Source organism: Microbispora sp. H11081 (assembly GCF_012999535.1).
Lineage (GTDB): Bacteria > Actinomycetota > Actinomycetes > Streptosporangiales > Streptosporangiaceae > Microbispora.
On the sequence record NZ_JABBWV010000002.1, the window covers coordinates 785,639 to 804,949 of the forward strand.

The following is a 19,311-nucleotide window of genomic DNA, read 5'->3' on the forward strand; positions in this document are numbered from 1 at the left end:
GATCAGCGCAGATACGGTAGCAGTTAGTTTAGTCAATTGACATATTCTGGGCATGATCGTACGGTTCGGTGGCCCCGCTCCGGCGCGATCCCCGGAGCGAGCAGCAGCGGTCCCCGTCCACGCAGCGAGCGTCCAAGGAGCGCAGATGCCCGGCACACCTCCCGTACGAACGCTCTACGGCACGCAGACGACCCGTCGTGCGGCGGCCGTAGCGGCCGCACTGGTCGCCGGCGTCCTCGCCGCCGGAGTACCGGTCACCCAGGCGTCGGCGGCCACCGGCTGCGCCGTCGCCTACACCACCAGCGACTGGCCGGGCGGCTTCAGCGCGAACGTCATCATTCAGAACCTCGGCAGCGCCGTCGACGGATGGACACTCGGCTTCACCTTCCCCGACTCCGGTCAGAAGGTGACAAGTGGCTGGTCGGCCACGTGGACCCAGAGCGGGCAGAACGTCACGGCCAGGAACGTGGACTACAACGCGGCCATCGCGACCGGCGCCTCGGTGTCCATCGGCTTCAACGGCGCCTGGTCGGGGTCCAACCCCACGCCGGCCTCCTTCGCGCTCAACGGCGTCACCTGCACCGGCTCCGCCACCACGGCCACCCCGACCCCCACACCGACGATGTCACCCACGCCCACTCCCACTCCCACGCCCACGGCGACTCCCACAAGCGTGACCCCCACGGTGGCCGCCGACGGAACCGGCAAGTACCGGACCGTGCAGGCCGCCATCGACGCGGTGCCCACCGGCAACTCCAGCCGGAAGGTCATCACCATCAAGCCCGGCACCTACCGGGAGATCGTCACGATCCCGGCCAACAAGCCGTACATCACCCTGCAGGGCCTGGGCTCATCGGCCAGAGACGTCGTGATCGTCAACAACCACAACGCCGACGTCTACGGCACCTTCAACAGCGCCACGGCGTTCGTCAACGGGCATGACGCGGCCCTGACCAACCTGACGATCTCCAACGACTACGTCGAGAACTCCACCACCGTCGGACAGCAGGCCGTCGCGCTGAACCTGAACGCCGACCGGGCGGTCCTGACGAACGTGCGCCTGCTCGGCGACCAGGACACGTTCCTGGTCAACGCGTCCGCCCGCGCCTACATGGCCCGCTCCTACGTGGAGGGCACCGTCGACTTCATCTTCGGCGACGGCACCATCGTGATCGACGACTGCGACATCTACGAGAAGCGCAGCACCGGAGCTCCGATCACCGCCGCCAGGACCGCCGCCGCCAAGACCTACGGCTTCCTCATCTACCGGTCCCGAATCACCGGCGCGACGAACAACACCACCCAGCTGGGCCGCCCCTGGGGTCCCAACGCCCAGGTGCTCTACCGGGAGTCCACCCTCAGCTCGGCCATCAAGACCTCCCAGCCCTGGACCGACATGTCCGGTAACCCGTGGCAGAACGCCCGGTTCTTCGAATACAAGAACACCGGCGCCGGCGCCACGGTCAACTCCAACCGGCCGCAGATGAGCGACTCCCAGGCCGCGAACTACACGCCGCAGAAGTACCTGGCCGGATCCGACGGCTGGAACCCGATCAGCTGACCCCAGGGGAACGGGCATGCGGCCTGCCCGGTCAGCGACGGGTGCCGCCGCATGGGCCACGCGCGCCGGCGTCACGCGTCCGGACCCGCCTCGTCGTCCCGCCCGGCCCGCCCGCGCCGGCGGCGCAGCAGCGGATGCGACCCCATCGCCACCTCCAGTTCCCCCGGCAGGTCGTCACGGTAGCGCCCGAGCGTCGACAGATCGCTGTGACCCAGCACCCGCCGCACCGCGTCCATGTCGGTGCCGTCCGCCAGCAGGTGCGTCGCCGTCGTGTGCCGTAACCCGTGCGGGGTCACCGCCCGGCGCCGCCCCGGCTCCACCTGCCGCTGCACCCGGTCGATGATCGCCTGCACGTCGCCCCGCGCCAGCCGCCTGCCCCGCCACGACAGCAACAGCGCCTTCTCGCCGTCACCGCCCGCCCGCACCGCCAGGTACGCGTCGAGCGCCGCCGCCACCACATCGGGCAGCGGAACGTCGCGGGTACGCCCGCCCTTGCCGAAGATCCGCCAGTAACGCACCCCGTCGTTGGTGTAGAAGTCCTCGACGTTGGCCCGCACCAGTTCCGACACCCGCGGGCCCAGCGCGGTCAGCAGCAGCACCACCAGCGCGTCACGGACCTCCGTCCGCTGGTCGGCCCGCCTCCGCCGTGTCGTCCCCGCAGGAGGCTCGGCGGTGGGCGCGGCCGGAGCGGCGGCCGCCTCGATCAGGCCCTCGGCCTGCTCCCGCGTCAGCGCCCGGCGCTCCGCCCGCAGCCCGCCCCGCTCGCGCGCCCGCACCGACGAGGCCGCCATCGGATCCAGATGCACCCAGCCCGCCGACGTGGCGTGCCGGAACAACGCCGACACCGACCGGCGGAACCTCGCCTGCGACGCCGCGCTCTGCCCCGCGCTTACCCCCGTGCTCACCCCCGCGCCCTTCGCGGTGTCCTTCCCCGCGGCCTTCCCCTGGGCGTCGCTCTTCCTGCGTTCGTCCGGCTTGCGCGCGAAGGCCAGCAGCACCGCGTCCACGTCCTCACCGGTCAGGTCGTCCAGCACCCGGCCAGGACCGGCCAGCCGTACGAACGTGGCCACGTCCCGCGCGTACACCTCAGCCGTGGCGGGAGACAGCCCACCGGTCACCGTCTTGGCCCGGACCAGCTCCACATAACGGTCCCCGGCCTCCTGCACGGTCAGCCTGTTCACCTGTACGGGCAGCATGATCGACACCGTACCGGCACACACCGACAGCAAACCCCGCGGCGGCGGTCTCCTACGGCTCGCCGTCTCCCGCGGCGTCGACGCCGATCGCCTCGACGAACCGCTCGGCCTCCGCCTGGCCCATGCCCGTCTCGCCGCGCACCAGGAAAACCGCCTGCTCGGCGTGCCCCGCCGCCTTCAGCTCCCGCACACGCGACGCCAGGTCGGGCCGCGCGTGCCCCGGCGCCACCGGCAACGGCCGCCCGGAGGCCATGGCCTCGGCCAGGTCCTTGGCCTCCTTCAGCCCCAGCCCGGTCTGCTCGCGGATCACCTTGATCGCCTCGATCTTCTTGCCCTCGGCGTACAGCTCCCGCACCCGGTGCTGCAGGTCCGCCGAGACCGGCGGCAGCAGCCCCGGGCTGCGCCACGCCAGCGGCCCGCCGGGCCGGGCGCCGGCCCGCACGGCCGCGAGCACCACCCCGAGTAGCGCGATCACGATGACGGCGAGGATCAACGCCTCGGCCCAGCCCAAGCCGAACATACGGTGATCGTAAACCCCGGCCCGCGTAACAGTCAGCCCCTCCAGGTCAGCCCACCCGCCGGGCGATGGTGACGCCGTCGCGCACCGGCAGCATCACCGACTCGACCCGCTCGTCACGCGCGATCGTCTCGTTGAGGCGGCGTACGGCCAATTGCGCGTCCCCCTGGAAGGCCGGGTCGAACACCCGCCCGCCCTGGAACACGTTGTCGACCACCACAAGGCCGCCCGGGCTCAGCCGCGTGACCACCTCCTCGTAGTAGTCCGGATAGCTCTCCTTGTCGGCGTCGATGAAGGCGAAGCCGACGACTGGCTCGGCCGGAAGCGCGCGCAGCGTCTCCAGCGCCGGCCCGATCCGCAGGTCGATGCGGTCGGCCACGCCCGCCCGCTCCCAGTAGTTCCTGGCGATCGACGTCCACTCCGTGCTCACGTCGCACGCCAGCAGGCGCCCGCCCGGCGGCAGGCCCCTGGCGATGCAGATCGAGGAGTAACCGGTGAACACCCCCACCTCGACCGCCAGACGGGCGCCCGACATCCGCGCCAGCATCGTCAGCAGCGCGCCCTCGTCGTGCGAGATCTGCATGCCGGCCGAGCCGCCCGTCTCCTCCCGCGTCCTGACCACCAGATCCGCAAGCACCTCGTCGGCGGGGGAGCAGTGCGTGAGCAGGTAGTCGTCCACGACGGGGGACATGGCCCACACCGCGTCGCCCCCGACCGGCGGCGACCAGTCGACCACGAGTTCCTCAGGGGCCAACCGCAGCAGGTGACCGGTCACGGCGTCCCGCACCCCGGCCAGCGCCTTCTCATCGGCGGCCGTCGCGATCGCCTCGATCCCGCCCGCGCACGACCGCAGCACGCACCGCCCGGACGGCAGGTCGATCACCGCCCGGCCGTCGCCGCCGAGTACGGCCTCCGCGTCGTGGCCCAGGTGCGACACCAGTCGCCCGATGTAGCGGTCGGGCCGGTCGGTGACGACGTACGCCGTCGAATGAGGCATCGGATTTCCCTCCAGATTCGGCACATCGGGCGTCGAGGAAAGCTCGACTCTCCGGCCCGGCGATTCCGCCGGCCCGCCCGCCTGTCTTATCAAAGCGCCGGCGAACCGGGGCGGCTCTACCCGCCCGGCGCCCCCGGCGAAAGCGCCGCCAGGAACAGCGCCTCATGACGCGCCAGGTGCGCACTGTCGGTGAGATACAGCAGATCGTGCCCCGACGCGACATGACCCGCGAACGCCTCGTGACCCGCCCCGGCCTCCGCGCGCATGTGGGCGACCAGATGCTCCAGCCGCGCCCGCGCGGTCTCCACAAACGCATCCCGGTCCTCCACCCCGAGACCGTAAGCGTCGGCGAACACCCTCAGCCGCCGCGCCTGCTCCGCCACACCGGGAGCACTCCCGTCACGGGCGGGATCATGCAACGGCACGAACCGGTAGGCGGCATACGCCACATCCCACACCCGCGGCCCCGGATGCGCGGTGTCGAAGTCGATGAACGCCACCGGCCGCCCCTCCCGGAAGACGCAGTTGTACGGCGCCACGTCACCATGGCAGATCACCTCGGCCGGGGCACGTGGCGGGAAATACCACTCCATGGCCGGCGCGGGCGCGAAGCCCGCCGTCGCGTCGTGGTAGTCCCGCAGCAACGCCCCTGCGCCCGCCAGCGTCTCGTCCGTCGTCGCGTACGCCGGCAGGGGATAGCCGGGCACCTCACCCGGGACGAAGTCCAGCACCTCCCGGCCATGGCCGTCACGCCCGTACGCTCTCGGCGCCCCGCCGAACCCGGCCGCCGCCAGATGGTCGAGCAGCGCGTGCACCGCCGGCGTCCACCGCCGCGCCGGGCGGCGCACCGTTCCCCCCACCCGGACGACCCGGTTGACCCCGCCCCCTGTCAGTTCCTCCTCGTCCATCTGCGGAAAGCGGGGCGGGTCAGGTGGAGGGGGTGTAGGGCGGGGCCACGCCCCAGCCCCAGCGGGGGACCGGAGCCTGCTGCGGGGGACGGGCGCCGGGCTGGGAGTTGGCGAAGGCGAGACGGGTGCCCCACTCGATGTAGCTCGCGAAGGCGGCGCGGAACTCGGGGTCGCCCGGCAGGCCGACCACGTCGGCGGCGTCCATCAGGAGGTCGACCCAGCGGCGGCGCTGAGGTTCGGTGATGGCCCTGCCGAGGTGCTGGACCAGCATGTGCTGGTAGCCGCCTCGCTCGTCGGTGTAGCGGGACGGGCCGCCGAAGACCTCCGCCAGCCACATCGCCACATACTTCGGGTGCCCCGGGTCCATGTGGGCGAAGAGAGGACCGATCAGATCGTCGTTGAGCACCCGCTCGTAGAACGTCTCGGTGAGCCGCTCGAACGCCTCGATGCCGCCCGCCCAGTCGTACAGGCTCGGCAGGGAGGATCCGGTGCCGCGCACCGCGGTGCGCTCGTAGTGCCGCATCTCCTCGATCTGCCGGACATACCGTTCGATCTCAGAGAAGAACGCCCCGAAGTGCTCGCCACCCCGGAAACCCCGCAGGTGGTCCTCGGCAGAGGTCCACGTGATGCGCAGGATGTACGACTCGGGCTCGTCCACGCACCGGGACAGTTCGTAGTCCAGACATTGGGGAGCCGCCGCCAAGGGCACCGCGGCACGTTCGTACGCGGCTTCGAACGCTTCCGCGTCCTGCTGGTCGATCCGGTAGCGGACGTACTCGACGATCATGCGAGCACCACCTCGGGAGTCACGCCACGCGAAAGTAGGATCATGGTTGCATTGTAATCATGTAATAGCCATCAGGAGCGGCGGCCGACCCGCTGGCCGAGAAAGACGGCCGCCCGGTCCAGCGCCTCGTCCGCCTCGTCCAGCACCCCGGCGAACGACTGGAACACATGCGGCACGCCGGCGGTGACGTCCAGGATGACATCCACTCCGGCCGCCCAGGCGCGCGCGGCAAGGCGCGTGGAGTCGTCCAGCAGGAGCTCGTTGGTGCCCACCTGGAGCAGCATCGGAGGGAAACCCGTCAGATCGGCGAGGACGGCCGGGCTGAGGAGAGGCTGGCGCGGGTCGGCCCCGGCGAGATACATGGCCCCGGTGCGTTCGACGGCCTCGCGCGTGAAAATCGGGTCGACGCCTTCCTTGGTGTCCATGCTCTCGCCCGTCCGCGTGGCGTCGAGCCCCGGGGAGAACGCCACGACCGCGGCGGGCAGCGGAAGACCCGCGTCGCGCGCGGCGAGACAGGTGGTGACCGCGAGTCCGCCGCCGGCGGACTCCCCGGCGAACGCGACGGCCGACGGGTCCTCGCCGCTGTCGAGAATGGCGCGGTATGCGTCCACGGCGTCTTCGATCGCGGCGGGGAACGGATGCTCGGGAGCAAGCCGGTAGTCCACCGAATAGGCCTCGAAGCCGGTCCTGGCCACCAGGTTTCCCGTCAGCGACAGGGCGGTCTCGGGGGAGCCGTAAACCCAGCCGCCGCCGTGGAAGTACAGAATCGTCCCGGCGCGGCGCCCGTCGTCCGGCTCGACATGCAGAACGGGCCGGCCGCCGAGCGTCGTCCGCGTCAGGCGAAGGGCGTCAGGCACGATCATCTGCGCCATCAGCGCCTCGAAGCCTGCTCGGAGCGCCTCCACCGACCTGGGACCCTCGGGCCGCGGCTGTCGCAGTAACGCGTCGACTCGGGCGCGCTGTTCCTGGCTCATGCGTACTCCCCGTCATAAGTAGATTCCAGTACACTATATGCCATGGCATCTAAATCGAGCGGGGAGGCAGCCGGCCTCCAGAGCTTCTTCGCCGATCTCGTCCGATGCGAGACCCGCCTGTACAACGCCCTCAACGACCGTCTGCGCGAACGGCACGGGATCGTCACCTCCCAGTTCGAGGCCCTGCGCTACCTGCGCGACCACCCCGGATCCCGCGTGGCGGACCTCGCCACCGAATTCGCCATCGGCATCGGCGCGACCAGCAAGGGCATCGACCGCCTCGAAAAGCACGGATGGGCCGTCCGCCGGCCGAACCCGGCCGATCGCCGATCCTCCCTGCTGGCCCTGACCGACGACGGCTCGCGACTCGTCGACGCGGCGGAGGCGACCGTCACCGACGCACTGGCCGAACTGGTCGGAGACACACTCGACGGTTCCCCCGGGGCGGCCACCCGGCAGGTCATCTCCACGCTGCGCTCCCTGCTCGAACGCAACCAGATCGGCACGCCCACAGGCTGACCGCGAGACGCTCAGCCGGTTGTTCCGCTCGCGCGAATGGATCGGCTGGCGACGACGCTCACAGAAGTCCCCTCTTCACGAGGTTCCCCATGAGATCGCGGACTCCGAAGTCCCAGGGTTCGCACTCCTCGGCGTACCGGACGCGATTGACCAGGGTGCCGAGCGCGGGGGAGCTGATCCTGACGATGTCACCGACCTTGTGCGTGAACCCCTCGCCGGGGCGGTCGCGGTCCTGGATGGGCGCGAACATGGTGCCGAGCATGAGGACCGCGCCGTCGGGATAGTGATGATGCGGGCCGATCATCTGCCGCACCAGCGCTTCCGGATCACGTGACATCCGCGCCATCTCCGAGACGGTCTCAAGGAGGAAGCCGTCCACGCCTTCGATGTCCAGGCCCACCACGAGGCCGCGTACCTGTTCCAGGCCGAACCGCTCGTCGAAGAGCCGGATCAACGGCCCCAGCGCACACGAGGCGTTGTTGTCCTTCGCCTTCGGCAACAGCAGCGCGGATCGGCCCTCCACGTCCCGGAGGTTCACGTCGTTGCCCAGCGTCGCCCCCACGATCCGGCCGCTCGACTGCACGATGAGCGCCACTTCGGGCTCCGGATTGTTCCAGGTCGAGGCGGCGAGCACGCCGACGGGGACCGCGGTTCCCATGGCGGAGAGGACCTGGCCCTTGGTGAAGATCTCGGCATCCGGTCCGATCCCGACCTCCAGGTACTGACTCCAGATGCCCTCGGCGACGAGGAGGTCCTTCAGCCGTGTCGCCTCCTCCGAGCCCGGTGAAAGACCGTGCAGGTCGGCTCCGAGGCCGGCGAGAATCCGCTGGCGGATGTCCGCCGCGAGCAGCAGGTCACCGCGGGCCCGTTCCTCGATGATGCGCTCGATCATCGAGACGGCGAAGGTCACCCCGGCGGCCTTGAGCGCCTGGAGGTCGACCGGTGTGAGCAGCCAGGGCCTCGTGCGGTCCCGGTCAATGGCGCCGGTGTTGGCGAGCACGTCCTGGAAGCTGCCGACCCGCCGGCCGTCGAGCCTGGAGACCACGGCGGCAGGGTCCGGAAGTTCGCAGATGTCGCGGATCGTCGGGAACTCGGCGCTGACGTCGAGGACGTCGCCGTTCCGTACGACGACAGGTGACGGCCCTTCGACGCCTGGATCCCAGATCCGGCCGATCAGGATGCTGTCCTCGGCGTCGACCGGCAGCGCGTCGGCGGCCGTGCCGAACCAGTCGGCCTCGGCGGGGCACGCCTCGGACGATGCCTGGCTCATACGGAGTCTCCCAGGTTGAAGAAGGACCGCTCGTCCTCGGGGCGGATGTCGAAGACGGCGTCCCGGAACATCCGCAGAGGGTGGGGCGTGAAGGGATGCCGCGCGATCGCCTCGAGATCGAGTTCGATGCCGAGCCCGATCCCTGCCGGGATCATGATGTCGCCCTCCTTCGTGAGCACGAGGCGCTCGTTGGTGATCTCCGGGCGCCACGGCACGTCGGTCGCCATGATCTCCAGGTATCGGAAGTTGGGCAGGGTCGCCCCGAGTTGCAAGGTCGCCGCGGTGCTCAGCGGCCCGCTGGGATTGTGCGGGGCGAAACCGACGTAGCTGGTCGCGGCGAGCGTCGAGATGAAGGCCAGTTCGGCGATGCCGCCGGCGTGCGTCACGTCGGGCTGGACGAAGTCGACCGCCTGGCGGGCGAGCGCTGGCGCGAAGCCCTGCCGGCCGAACCAACGCTCCCCGGCGGCGATGGGCACCGGAGACGCCCGGCGGATGTCGACGAGGGCGTCGAGGTTGTCCGGGGGGCACGGCTCCTCGAACCACACAGGGTCGAACTGGGCGATCTCGCGTGCGACCTTGATGGCGTGGCGGACGTCGAACCGCCCGTGGCCCTCGATGAACAGCTCGACGTCGCGCCCGACCGCGGAGCGGACAGCGTCGATCTGCGCGAGCACGCGGTCCAGCTGCCGGGAGGTGATCGTCAGGTCGAAGTTCTCGAAGGGATCCCACTTGAGACCGCGGAAGCCGCTGTCGACGGTCCTCCTCGCGGCGGCCGCGTAGTCCTCAGGCGTGACGGCTCCCGAGAACCAGCCGTTGGCATAGGCACGCACCCGGTCCCGGGTGGCGCCGCCGAGAAGCCGGGAGACCGGAACACCGAGCTCCCGTGCCGAGATGTCCCACAGCGCCATTTCGAGCGAGCTCAGCGCGGTCATGATGACCGGGCCGCCTCGCCAATACCAGTCTCTCGCCAGCTCGTACAGGATGCCGGAGATACGGGTGGGATCGAGCCCCACCACGGCTTCGGCGACTTCGGCGACGGCCCCCTGGACGGCGCGCTCCTTGCCCTCCAGCGTCGCCTCGCCGAGTCCGACGATCCCCTCGTCGGTGGCGACGCGCACGATCACGAGATTGGTGCGGTAGAAGTCGACGACGAGGGTGTCGACCGAGATGATCTTCATGCTCCCGTTCACCCCTTCACGGCGCCGGCGGTCATGCCGGCCACCACATGCCTCTGCGCGAACAGGTAGAAGACGACGGCGGGCAGCGTGAACATGAACGCGACCGCCATCACCGTCTGGATCGGCGTGCCCAGCTCGCCGATGAAGTTCGCGATCCCCACCGAGGCCGGCTGCTTCCCGGGGGTGAAGATGAATGTCACGGCGAACACGTACTCGTTCCAGGCGTGGAAGAACGCGATGACCGCGGTGGCCGCGATGGACGGCGCGATCAACGGCACGTTGATGCGCGTCAGCACCGTGAGCGGCCGTGCTCCGTCGACACGCGCGGACTCCTCCAGCGCGCGCGGAATGCCGTCGATCGCGCCCTTGAGAATCAGGGCGACGATCGGCAGGACGAAGGCGGAGTTGACCAGGATGAGACCGGTCAGGGAGTCGAGCAGGCCGAACCGCCGGAAGAGCGAGAACAGCGGCACGACCATGAGCGCCTCGGGAAGCATCTGCGTGAACAGCAGAAGCACGCTCACCACGGCCTTGCCCCAGAACGAGAACCGCGAGAGCGCGTAGCCGAGCGGAATGCCGAGGCCGATCGAGAGGACTGTCGTGCCGACGGCGATCACCAGGCTGTTGCGCAGCCAACCCAGAGCCTTGCCTTCGGCCAGCGCGTCGATGAAGACCCCGAATTGGGAGACGTCGGGGACGAGCCTAGCCTTCGCGGCGAACAGATCCGAGTTGCTCGACAGCGCCGTGACGATCATCCAGTACAGGGGGAAGACGGCGACACCGAGCACGACGAGGACGCCGAGGATGCGCAGGGTCAGACCGATGCGGAGCGGCCTCATCAGCGGGCCTCCCTTTCGGCGGCACGGGCGACGAACCGGCTGCCGGCGACGACGATGAGCGACACGACCACCCCGACCATGCCGATCGCCGCCGCGGAACCGAGTTGCTTGGAGTCGAAGGCCTCCGAGTAGAGGTCGATGACGAGCGTCTCGGTCGCGCCGACCGGGCCCCCCTTGGTCATGAGCCAGATGAGCTCGAACCGCCGCAGCGACCAGATGGTCATGAGGATGGCGAGCAGTCCGATGGTGGGCTTGATGACCTGCCAGGTGACGGCGCGGAAGGTCCACCACCGCCCCGCGCCGTCCACCGTCGCGGCCTCGGTCAGGTCCGCGGGCACGGACTGCAGCGCGGACAGCAGCACCACCGAGGTGAACGGGAACAACTGCCAGATGGTCGTGGCGAGGATCGCCGGGAGGGCGTACTTCGGGCTGTCGAGGATGGCGCCGCCCGGGACGCCGAGGCCGACCGCGTCCAAGAAGCGGTTCACGATCCCGTAGTCCGGGTTGAGCATCCACGTCGCGATGAGCGCGACCGCGATGCCGGGCGCCGCCCACGGAATGGTCACCAGCGCGCGCGCCCACCCCCTGCCGCGGAACCCTTTGTTGAGGAGCAGGGCGACGGCGAGCCCGGATCCCACGGAGCCTGCGACACACACGATCACATAGATGAAGGTGGTGAGAAGGGTGCGGTGGAAGTCCTCGTCGCCGAAGACGCGGGTGAAGTTGTCCAGCCCCACCCAGGTGCTGCGTGTGGGGTTCAGCAGCGACGTCCGCGTGAAGCTCAGGAAGATCTCCTGAACGAGCGGAACCACCTGGAAAACGAGGATGAAGACGGCGGCGGGCGCCAGGAAGAGGTAGGGCGTCCACTTGCTTCCCCGCGGGCTGCCTCGACGCCGGGTCTCGGATCGAGACCCTGAGGTCTGCTGTTGTTTCAGCACAGTCATCGAGTTCGGTCCTTGTTCGAGTAGGACGCCGCCGGCGTGAGGGATGCTCGCGCCGGCGGTCTCGTCCGATCAACCGACCACTTGGGTCGCCTGCTCCTGGGCGCGGTCCAGCGCCGTCTTGAGGTCGACCGTGCCCTGGAGCGCCGCGACGACGTTCTGCACGACGATCTTGCGGATGTCCGGCGTCTTCGCCTCGAATCCCAGGACGATCTGCGGCAGGCTCGATTCGGTGAGGTCGTCGAAGACCTTGAGGAAGGGCGTCTCCTTGAGCTTCTCGGGGCTGCGCTCGGTGACCGTCGCCACGCTGCTCGCGCCGAGGATCTCCTGCAGCTTCACCTGGTTGGCAGGCTCGAGCGCCCAGCGGATGAAGGTGGCCGCCGCCTCCTTGGACGGGCTCGCCTCGTTGATCACGATGGGCGCGAGGATCGCACCCTGGCTGCGGACCGGGAACGGGATGGGCGCGACGCTGAAGTTCAGGTCGGGGTTCTGGCCGCGGGTCGCCGTCACGTAGCCGCCGTTGTTGAGCTCCATGCCGACCTTGCCCTCGGCGAACATGCGGCGGAACGTCGCCGCGTCCGCGCCCCGCGGGATCACCTTCGCGTCGTACAGGTCCTTGTACGCCTGCAGACCCTTGAGGTTCTCCGGCGAATTGATGGTCAGGTTCTTGCCGTCCGACCACTTGCCGCCGAAACCGTAGACGTAGTTGAAGATGTCCTGCCAGACGCCGGCCTCCTCGGCCTCCGTCTGACGGAACGCCAGGCCGTAGACGTCGCCCTTGGTCAGCGATCGCGCCGTCTCGGCGAACTCCTCGTAGGTCGTCGGCGGCTTCGAGATCAGGTCGGCGTTGTAGAACATCGCGTAGTTCGACGCCTCGAAGATGATCCCGTCTCGCCTGCCGTCGTGGACCATGAACTGGTCCGGCTGCTTGAGTAGGTCATACTTGCTGACGTCGACCAGATCGTCGAGCGGCGCGATGAGACCGGCGTCCGCGGCGGCCTCGAACTCGGGCATGTCGAACCGGATCAGGTCGGGCCCTTGCCCGCTGCCCATCTGAGTCAGGACGGTCTGGCCGAAGGTCGGGTACGGCACTGCCGCGGCGGACACCCGGACCGCGTTCTGGCTCTTGTTGAACTCGTCGAGCCACTTCGTCAGCAGTGGTCCGCGGCCCGGGTCACCGAACGTCGAGGCGGCGAAGGTGAGCGCGGTCACTCCACCGTCGGATCCGTTGCCGGATTCACCGTCAGAGCCGCAGCCGCTCAGGAGAGCGACGGTCGTACCGATGACGGTGGTCGCCACAGCGATGCTACGGCGAACGCGATGTAACTCCATTTGCCACTCCCGTTGTGAACCGCTCGTTCCCCCCGAAACGCCGTTTTCTGCAACGATCGTAGCGACATGTGCAACGCTGTCAAGGAGTGAGCGGTTGCTGGCCGTATGCTCTACATTGCGCGTAGTGCAACGCAGGGAGGGCAGTAGTGGCGCAATCCATCCAGCGCGCGATCAACCTGATCCGTGTGGTAGCGGAACATCCGCTGACTCTCACGGAGGCCTCGGACGTGCTCGGCGTCCACAAATCCACGGCTTTGCGGATCTTGCGAGCGCTTGAGACCGCACGATTCGTGCGCAAGACAGGAGCAGGGACCTACGTGTTCGGGAGCGGGCTCATCGAACTGTCCGAGCTCGCGCTCGGCTCGATGGACCTGCGCCAGTTCGCGTCCGCGCACCTGCGCCGGCTTCAGCGGCAGACGGGCCACACCGTGCATCTGGCGCAGCTGACCGGCGACGAGATCATCTACATCGACAAGGTCGACAGCCCCGCGTTCGACGCGGTGAAGCTGCCGTCCCGGATCGGCCGGGCCGTCTCGCTCTACGCGAGCGCTGTCGGAAAAACGATCCTCGCGTACCTCTCCGCGGAGGATCGCGATCGCCTGCTGGCGCACGTCGCCTTCGAGCGACACACCGACACGACCATCACCGATCGCGACTCCTTCGAAGCCGAACTCGCCCAGGTGCGCGAGCAAGGCTGGGCCGTCGACAACGGCGAGCACGACGCCTACGTCATGTGCGTGGCCGCGCCGATCAGGGATTCACGGGGAAAGGTGATCGCCGCCGTCTCCATCACCGCGATCGAGGTCATCGAGACCCTGGACCAGCTGAAGGAGAAACTTCCGCTACTGCTGGAGACCGCGATGCTGATCTCGCAAGAAGTCGGATACACGCAGGAACCGCCACCGGCGAGCTGAACAGCGACCTTTGGAGCGCTCCGAGGTGCCGTCGGCGTTGGCCTGACACGCCGACTCCCTCACGGCTTCCCAAGGTCGCGGACTCAGGTCGTCCGGCAACCTTGCCGTGGCACTCCCGCAGGTGGGAGGTGCCACGGCAAGGCCCTGCCGGGTCCGTGGGAGGAACCGGATCAGTCGACAGTCGCCGGCGTGCTCTGCGATGCGTTGAACTTCTTGTCACCCGGATAGCGGGCGACCACGGGGTTGTCGAGGAGTGTGCCGTCGACGGCCTTGCGGAAGGTGGCCACACCGTTCTTGACCGGTGCGGATCCCAGACGGGTGTCACCGGCGTAGAACTCGACCTTCCCGGTGGGGGAGGAGACGCTCGCGGTCACGGTGCCCACCGTGGCGGTCGCGGTGAGCGTGGCGTTGTGGGAGTTCCCGTTGGGCGCGGCGGTGACGTCCAGGCCCGTGGTGGTGGTGCGGAAGGCCACGTTACGCAGGTAGAAGTCGAGCATCGGACGCCAGACATGCCAGGTGTGCATGCCATCGACGTAGTACTCCTTGATCTCGACACCGGCGGACCGCAGCGCCTCAGCACGAGTGCGCAGGCTCTGGGCGCTGGTGCCGTCCTGCAGTCCGGTGCCGAAGAGGAGGCCGCCGGGCACCGTCTTCAGGCGGTCGATCTGCGCCTGGGAGGCCGCCGGCCCGCCGATGCTCCAGGCGGCGTCGTAGGCGAACAGGTCGGTGTTGTCGTACATGATGGTGAACGCGCGGCTCCCGCCCGCCGAGAACCCGCCGAACGCACGGTCCTCCGGCCGGGTCGAGACGTGGTAGTTCTGCTCCACGAACGGGATGACGTTGTTGCGCAACTCGTCGGCGTACCCCTGGTTGCCACCGGGCAGGCCGTTGAAGTCGGTGGACACGACCACCATCGGCTGCGCCACGCCGTCCTTGATGGCGTTCTCCACGATGTGGTGGGCCACGCCCTGCATCGTCCAGGCGATCGAGCTGTCCCCGGCGCCGTGGCTCAGATACAGCGTGGGGTATGGCGTCGACCGGTTCGGGTCGTAACCGTGCGGCGTGTAGACGACGATGTCATGCACCCCGGCCGGGTTGGTCGACAGCGGCGACGGATACCGCCGCGACTCCAGCTTGCCGGCCGCAGGGGCCTTGACCGGCGCCTGATAGTCATTGTCGTAGGTGGGGAACTTCTTGCTGCCCGGAACGAAAATCGTGCTGCGCACCGCACCGGGCGCGGTCGGATACTGGGGCTGCACCTCCCACGGGTTGGCCGGGTCGTCGTGGAGGGCGCAGCCGGTGGCCTCCACGTTGGCGCAGTCGTGGGTGAAGGCGTAGCGGAACGTTCCGGCGGGTAACGGGACGGTGATCTCCCAGATCCCGTCGGCCCCCAGTTGCATGGGCAGGATGCGCCAGGGGGTGGCCGCGGTGTCGCCCGGCTGCCACTCCGACGGCGGATGGTTGTCGCCGACGTTATCGGGCTGAGCGAAGAACCAGTCGCCGTAGATTTGTACGCTGCTGACGTCCGCGGGCGCCTGGTACCGGAACGTCACCGCATACCCAGTCGGGGGAGCGTCGGATTTGACCAGGGTCGGCCCCAGCGGCTTCGCCGGTGCCGCCGAGGCCGGCGGGGCCGACACCCCCACTGCGGCCACCGCTGCCGCGGCCGTCAGGCCGGCCAGAAGCGACCGCAGTCGTCTACCTCGCTGGACTCTCGACGAATGATGGGGAAACGCGACGGGCACGTTGCTCTCCCTCCGAAGAGTGAAAAGTGGTCAGACGTAACGAATCGGACCTGACCGTTGTCATGATCGTAAGAGGATGCACAACGATGTCAAGAGCAAATTGCATATGACGGTTAGTGCGTTGCAATATATGCAATAGATTGCCGACGCGCCATTCCACACCGGGGGGGCACAGAGTGCCTAGGGTGGCCGGCTATGAGGATCCTCGTCGTCGGCGGCAGCGGTTTTCTCGGCCAGGAGTTGGCTCGCCAGTGCTCGGCGGCCGGGCATGAGGTGGCCGCGAGCTACCACACCCGGCCAGGGGAGGCCCCAGGCGCCGAATGGCTGCCACTCGACGTACGTCGGCGAGAGGACGTCGACGCGCTGGTCCGCGCGTGGCAGCCGGAGGCGGTCGTCAACGCCGCCTACCGGAAGGCCGACTGGACGACGACGGCGGCCGGAGCGGCGAACGTGGCCCTCGCCGCCGCCGCAGTAGGCGCGCGACTGGTGCACGTGTCCAGCGACGCGGTCTTCTCGGGCGCCGCCACCCGCTATGACGAGACCTGCGCCCCCGATCCGATCACACCGTACGGCGCGGCCAAAGCCGCCGCGGAGACGGCGGTCGACGCGATCGCGCCCGCCGCGGTGATAGCACGGACGTCACTGATCGTCGGTGACGGTGGTTCTCCGCACGAGGCACTGGTGCGTTCGCTGGCCACAGGCAGGGGGAGGGGAGTGCTGTTCACCGACGACGTGCGGTGTCCCGTGCACGTCGCCGATCTCGCTGCCGCGCTCCTCGAACTCGCCGCGTCCAAGCACTGCGGGATCCACCACGTCGCGGGAGCCGACGCGCTGAGCCGATATGAACTGGGACTGCTCATCGCCCGGCGCGATGGCCTCGATGAAAGAGCTCTGCCTTCGGGCCGGCGGGGGGACACCGGCGTGCCCGGACCGCTCGATGTGCGCCTGGAGTGCGCGATGACCCAACGGCGGTTGCGGACCACGCTACGTGGCGCGCGCCAGTTTCTGGCGTACGGGGGAGCAGTGGGATAAATGCCCGTAAGAGGCGATATCCGATGGGCTGTACTTCTTCGGTTATACCAAACAGAATTCACCTTCTGTCCGGTATGGCTATAGTGGGCGTTTTTCCATTCGTGTCGCATGGGAGGGAGTGGGCGGGTTACCGTTTCGCGTTGGCGCCACCGGAGCCGGGGATTTGGAACTCGGCACGATCGCGGATGTCGAGAATCGGTCGCCGGCTCCGTCCCAGGTTCACGAGCGGCCACAACGGGCCGCGCGGCGAAGAAGGAGAAGCGCCATGACCCTGCTGCGGATGGACAACGTCGGCATCGTCGTCGACGACCTCGAGGCCGCGATCGCGTTCTTCGGCGAACTCGGCCTGGAACTGGAGGCGAAGATGCCGGTCGAGGGTCGCTGGGCGGCCCGCGTCGTCGGGCTCGACGAGCAACGCGTCGACATCGCGATGATGCGAACCCCGGACGGTCACAGCCGGCTTGAGCTGATGAGGTTCCGTACGCCGGAGGCGATCAGCGGCGAGCCGCGGAACGCGCCGCCGAACACGCTGGGCATACGGCGCATCATGTTCGCCGTCGATGACATCGAGGACGTCATCGCCCGCCTGCGCGTGCACGGCGCCGAACTCGTCGGCGAACTGGTGCGGTACGAGGACAGCTACCGGCTCTGTTACCTCCGCGGCCCCGAAGGGATCATCGTCGCGCTGGCCGAGCCGCTCAACTGACAGTCTCCGTCGCGTCGACGCCCCCAGGCGGTCCGGACGGCCCGGAGGTCGCTTCCTGGGAAGCTCCGGACTGGCGTACGTCCCGGGCGCTTCCAGCCCCTTCTGGCGTTGCTCGATAATGAACATTATGTCAAGTTGACTTCTTCAGGCACTCCTCCGGTGGCACTCCAGAATGTGCCTATGACGATCTCCGCTGACGACTCCGGTCCGGTCCGGATTGTGACGGCAGTTCTTCGCGACGGCGATCGGGTGTTGCTGTGTCATCGAAGCGCCGGACGCCGTTGGTATCCCGACGTGTGGGACCTGCCAGGCGGTCATGTTGAGGATGGAGAGGATCCGAAAGAGAGCCTTGTCCGCGAGCTTCGGGAGGAGTTGGGGATCACGGTGTCGGAGCCGTCCGGCCCGCCGATGCACGAGATCCGGACCGCGACGTTCGAGATGCAGGTCTGGTTGATCGACAGGTGGACCGGAACACCTGTGAACGCCGCGCCGGACGAGCACGACGCTGTGGCGTGGTTCGAGACGTCCGACCTTGACAGCCTGCGGCTCGCCCACGAGTCGTATCTCTCGATGCTCACCGCCGTGCTCGTCGCGTGACGTCGGTCGTGTCCGATCGGCAGCCGACCTGGGCCGGTCACGGACGGTGGCCTCTCCCCTCTCCCCCGGCGTGTCCGCCGCTTATGTCCGTACTCACGTACTCGACCTGTCTGCCGCCGTCCGGCAGCAGGGCCAGGAGTTGCGGCGACGCGGGAGACCTGGTCGAAGTTCCACTCGCCGGCAGGCGGGACGAGGCCCGCTCCCTCACGGTCGGCCACCGTGTCGGCGGCCTCCAGCAGTGCGCGGTAGGCCGCGCGGAGCGGAGTGATGTCCAGCATGCCGTCCTCTTTCGTCGCTGTCCTGAGACGTGCGTGACGAGCGCCGTTTCAGGCGTGTGCGGGCGACATCTCCCATGGCGCCTGCGGGAGGACGTCGCCCGTCTCGATCAGCGACTTGAGGTTCGCCAGGACGGCCGGCCATCCGTGGGAGATCGCGCCGCGCATGTCCTCGTTGGCGAGGTTCTCGTGGGTCACGCTGAGACGGACGATGTCCTGGTGCGGCTCGACGAGAAAGGTGACGATCGACGCTTGTCCCGGCTCGGTGTCCTGGGCGTCCCCGAAGGTGATGACCAGCCGGGTCGGAGGTTCGGCCTCGATCACCCGGCCGGCGACGTCGACGACGCCTGATCCGTCGACGCGCCGGTGTTCCCATGTCGAGCCCGGTTGCCAGTCCGAGACGTTGGCGTGTCCCCAGTAGCGTGCCGTCAGGTCCGCGTCCGTCAGTGCGTGCCACACCTGCTCCGCGCTCGCGCGGATGTAGGTGACGTAGACGTAGGTCGGCACGGACGTGGGTTCGTCGCTCATGGCGTGCTCCTCCGCTTGTTCCTTGATGGCGCTGATCGCGGTCAGCCTGGGCCTGTCGAACTCCGCTATCCAGCGCCGCTCGATCTCGTGGATCGGGACGGGGTTGAGGTAGTGAAGTCGCTCCCGTCCGCGCCGTACGACGGTGACGAGGTTGGCCCGCTCGAGGACGTCGAGGTGCTGCGTCGCCGACTGGCGCGTCATGGCGAGGTGCTCGCACAGCTCGCGCAGCGTCTGGCCGTTGTGGTCGCGCAGGCGGTCGAGCAGGAGCCGGCGGGTGGAGTCGGCCAGTGCCTTGAAGGCCAAGTCCATCTGCGTCTCTTCGGACTTCACACCCGAAATTATGCAGGTATTCACCTGCCTATTGTCAACGACGCTGGTCACGCGGCGTCCCCACGCCTTCTCGGTGCGGGGATGACGGGCCGTACGGGGAGCGGCGGCTGCCCGATCAGGGACAGCGATGCGCTAACGCGGCTTCGCTGTTCGCAGTGGACGTCT

The 19,311-nt window shown here is 68.7% G+C and carries 19 protein-coding genes; 6 read left to right on the forward strand and 13 right to left on the reverse strand.

The annotated features are described in order from the left end of the window. Window positions 1-145: 145 nt before the first annotated feature. Complete coding sequence (locus tag HHX31_RS08670; protein WP_169946808.1) at window positions 146-1,561, forward strand: pectinesterase family protein; 1,416 nt, start codon at window positions 146-148, stop codon at window positions 1,559-1,561. Window positions 1,562-1,632: 71 nt separating this feature from the next. Here the strand turns inward: HHX31_RS08670 and HHX31_RS35025 are convergent, their stop codons facing one another. The 6 genes from HHX31_RS35025 to HHX31_RS08700 all read right to left on the reverse strand — a co-directional run bounded on the left by HHX31_RS35025 (window position 1,633) and on the right by HHX31_RS08700 (window position 6,940). Next, complete coding sequence (locus tag HHX31_RS35025; protein WP_169946810.1) at window positions 1,633-2,757, reverse strand: tyrosine-type recombinase/integrase; 1,125 nt, start codon at window positions 2,755-2,757, stop codon at window positions 1,633-1,635. A gap of 52 nt (window positions 2,758-2,809) precedes the next feature. Beyond that, window positions 2,810-3,277: a ribosomal protein L7/L12 gene (locus HHX31_RS08680; protein WP_169946812.1), complete on the reverse strand. Its 468-nt coding sequence runs from the start codon at window positions 3,275-3,277 to the stop codon at window positions 2,810-2,812. Window positions 3,278-3,323: 46 nt separating this feature from the next. Continuing rightward, complete coding sequence (locus HHX31_RS08685) at window positions 3,324-4,271, reverse strand: DUF2218 domain-containing protein (protein WP_169946814.1); 948 nt, start codon at window positions 4,269-4,271, stop codon at window positions 3,324-3,326. Window positions 4,272-4,387: 116 nt separating this feature from the next. After that, window positions 4,388-5,179: a phosphotransferase enzyme family protein gene (locus tag HHX31_RS08690; protein WP_169946816.1), complete on the reverse strand. Its 792-nt coding sequence runs from the start codon at window positions 5,177-5,179 to the stop codon at window positions 4,388-4,390. A 19-nt stretch (window positions 5,180-5,198) separates the two neighbouring features. Further along, window positions 5,199-5,966 carry a group II truncated hemoglobin gene (locus tag HHX31_RS08695; RefSeq protein WP_169946818.1) on the reverse strand — a complete coding sequence of 256 codons (768 nt, stop codon included), beginning with the start codon at window positions 5,964-5,966 and terminating at the stop codon, window positions 5,199-5,201. 71 nt (window positions 5,967-6,037) lie between these two features. Further along, entirely contained in the window at window positions 6,038-6,940 is a 903-nt protein-coding gene (locus HHX31_RS08700; protein ID WP_169946820.1) for an alpha/beta hydrolase, read from the reverse strand. 42 nt (window positions 6,941-6,982) lie between these two features. Between HHX31_RS08700 and HHX31_RS08705 the strand changes: the two genes are divergently transcribed. Continuing rightward, the gene (locus HHX31_RS08705) at window positions 6,983-7,459 is read left to right on the forward strand and encodes a MarR family winged helix-turn-helix transcriptional regulator (protein WP_169946822.1); all 477 of its coding nucleotides are present in this window, start codon (window positions 6,983-6,985) and stop codon (window positions 7,457-7,459) included. Between the two features lie 58 nt (window positions 7,460-7,517). Here HHX31_RS08705 and HHX31_RS08710 read toward each other — a convergent pair whose 3' ends face one another. The 5 genes from HHX31_RS08710 to HHX31_RS08730 form a co-directional block, all read right to left on the reverse strand. Continuing rightward, window positions 7,518-8,729, reverse strand: a complete 1,212-nt coding sequence (locus tag HHX31_RS08710) for a fumarylacetoacetate hydrolase family protein (RefSeq protein ID WP_211589398.1) — start codon at window positions 8,727-8,729, stop codon at window positions 7,518-7,520. Beyond that, complete coding sequence (locus HHX31_RS08715; RefSeq protein ID WP_169946825.1) at window positions 8,726-9,907, reverse strand: mandelate racemase/muconate lactonizing enzyme family protein; 1,182 nt, start codon at window positions 9,905-9,907, stop codon at window positions 8,726-8,728. The genes HHX31_RS08710 and HHX31_RS08715 overlap by 4 nt, the downstream gene beginning before the upstream one ends. An 8-nt stretch (window positions 9,908-9,915) precedes the next feature. Continuing rightward, window positions 9,916-10,746, reverse strand: a complete 831-nt coding sequence (locus tag HHX31_RS08720; RefSeq protein ID WP_169946827.1) for a carbohydrate ABC transporter permease — start codon at window positions 10,744-10,746, stop codon at window positions 9,916-9,918. After that, a complete protein-coding gene (locus HHX31_RS08725; protein ID WP_211589399.1) occupies window positions 10,746-11,558 on the reverse strand; it encodes a carbohydrate ABC transporter permease in 813 nt (270 codons plus the stop codon). The genes HHX31_RS08720 and HHX31_RS08725 overlap by 1 nt, the downstream gene beginning before the upstream one ends. A 201-nt stretch (window positions 11,559-11,759) precedes the next feature. Next, the gene (locus tag HHX31_RS08730) at window positions 11,760-12,899 is read right to left on the reverse strand and encodes a sugar ABC transporter substrate-binding protein (protein WP_169946831.1); all 1,140 of its coding nucleotides are present in this window, start codon (window positions 12,897-12,899) and stop codon (window positions 11,760-11,762) included. Between the two features lie 266 nt (window positions 12,900-13,165). Between HHX31_RS08730 and HHX31_RS08735 the strand changes: the two genes are divergently transcribed. After that, window positions 13,166-13,933 carry an IclR family transcriptional regulator gene (locus HHX31_RS08735; protein ID WP_169946833.1) on the forward strand — a complete coding sequence of 256 codons (768 nt, stop codon included), beginning with the start codon at window positions 13,166-13,168 and terminating at the stop codon, window positions 13,931-13,933. A 170-nt stretch (window positions 13,934-14,103) separates the two neighbouring features. On the opposite strand, the gene HHX31_RS08740 is transcribed toward HHX31_RS08735, so the two are convergent. Then, window positions 14,104-15,486: an Ig-like domain repeat protein gene (locus HHX31_RS08740; RefSeq protein WP_169946835.1), complete on the reverse strand. Its 1,383-nt coding sequence runs from the start codon at window positions 15,484-15,486 to the stop codon at window positions 14,104-14,106. Window positions 15,487-15,873: 387 nt separating this feature from the next. On the opposite strand from HHX31_RS08740, the gene HHX31_RS08745 reads away from it, so the two are divergent. The 3 genes from HHX31_RS08745 to HHX31_RS08755 all read left to right on the forward strand — a co-directional run bounded on the left by HHX31_RS08745 (window position 15,874) and on the right by HHX31_RS08755 (window position 18,013). Beyond that, on the forward strand, window positions 15,874-16,710 hold the full coding sequence (locus tag HHX31_RS08745) for a sugar nucleotide-binding protein (RefSeq protein WP_169946837.1): 837 nt from the start codon (window positions 15,874-15,876) through the stop codon (window positions 16,708-16,710). A 280-nt stretch (window positions 16,711-16,990) separates the two neighbouring features. Continuing rightward, a complete protein-coding gene (locus tag HHX31_RS08750) occupies window positions 16,991-17,416 on the forward strand; it encodes a VOC family protein (RefSeq protein WP_169947297.1) in 426 nt (141 codons plus the stop codon). A gap of 180 nt (window positions 17,417-17,596) precedes the next feature. Beyond that, window positions 17,597-18,013: an NUDIX domain-containing protein gene (locus tag HHX31_RS08755; RefSeq protein ID WP_169946839.1), complete on the forward strand. Its 417-nt coding sequence runs from the start codon at window positions 17,597-17,599 to the stop codon at window positions 18,011-18,013. Window positions 18,014-18,339: 326 nt separating this feature from the next. Here HHX31_RS08755 and HHX31_RS08760 read toward each other — a convergent pair whose 3' ends face one another. Beyond that, window positions 18,340-19,146, reverse strand: a complete 807-nt coding sequence (locus tag HHX31_RS08760; RefSeq protein ID WP_211589400.1) for a metalloregulator ArsR/SmtB family transcription factor — start codon at window positions 19,144-19,146, stop codon at window positions 18,340-18,342. Between the last annotated feature and the right edge of the window lie 165 nt (window positions 19,147-19,311).

Bases quoted from the DNA above. Each gene is read 5' to 3' on its own strand.
- HHX31_RS08670 (WP_169946808.1), top strand. From the start codon at position 146: ATGCCCGGCACACCTCCCGTACGAACGCTCTACGGCACGCAGACGACC.
- HHX31_RS35025 (WP_169946810.1), bottom strand. From the start codon at position 2,757: ATGCTGCCCGTACAGGTGAACAGGCTGACCGTGCAGGAGGCCGGGGAC.
- HHX31_RS08680 (WP_169946812.1), bottom strand. From the start codon at position 3,277: ATGTTCGGCTTGGGCTGGGCCGAGGCGTTGATCCTCGCCGTCATCGTG.
- HHX31_RS08685 (WP_169946814.1), bottom strand. From the start codon at position 4,271: ATGCCTCATTCGACGGCGTACGTCGTCACCGACCGGCCCGACCGCTAC.
- HHX31_RS08690 (WP_169946816.1), bottom strand. From the start codon at position 5,179: ATGGACGAGGAGGAACTGACAGGGGGCGGGGTCAACCGGGTCGTCCGG.
- HHX31_RS08695 (WP_169946818.1), bottom strand. From the start codon at position 5,966: ATGATCGTCGAGTACGTCCGCTACCGGATCGACCAGCAGGACGCGGAA.
- HHX31_RS08700 (WP_169946820.1), bottom strand. From the start codon at position 6,940: ATGAGCCAGGAACAGCGCGCCCGAGTCGACGCGTTACTGCGACAGCCG.
- HHX31_RS08705 (WP_169946822.1), top strand. From the start codon at position 6,983: ATGGCATCTAAATCGAGCGGGGAGGCAGCCGGCCTCCAGAGCTTCTTC.
- HHX31_RS08710 (WP_211589398.1), bottom strand. From the start codon at position 8,729: ATGAGCCAGGCATCGTCCGAGGCGTGCCCCGCCGAGGCCGACTGGTTC.
- HHX31_RS08715 (WP_169946825.1), bottom strand. From the start codon at position 9,907: ATGAAGATCATCTCGGTCGACACCCTCGTCGTCGACTTCTACCGCACC.
- HHX31_RS08720 (WP_169946827.1), bottom strand. From the start codon at position 10,746: ATGAGGCCGCTCCGCATCGGTCTGACCCTGCGCATCCTCGGCGTCCTC.
- HHX31_RS08745 (WP_169946837.1), top strand. From the start codon at position 15,874: ATGAGGATCCTCGTCGTCGGCGGCAGCGGTTTTCTCGGCCAGGAGTTG.
- HHX31_RS08750 (WP_169947297.1), top strand. From the start codon at position 16,991: ATGGACAACGTCGGCATCGTCGTCGACGACCTCGAGGCCGCGATCGCG.
- HHX31_RS08755 (WP_169946839.1), top strand. From the start codon at position 17,597: ATGACGATCTCCGCTGACGACTCCGGTCCGGTCCGGATTGTGACGGCA.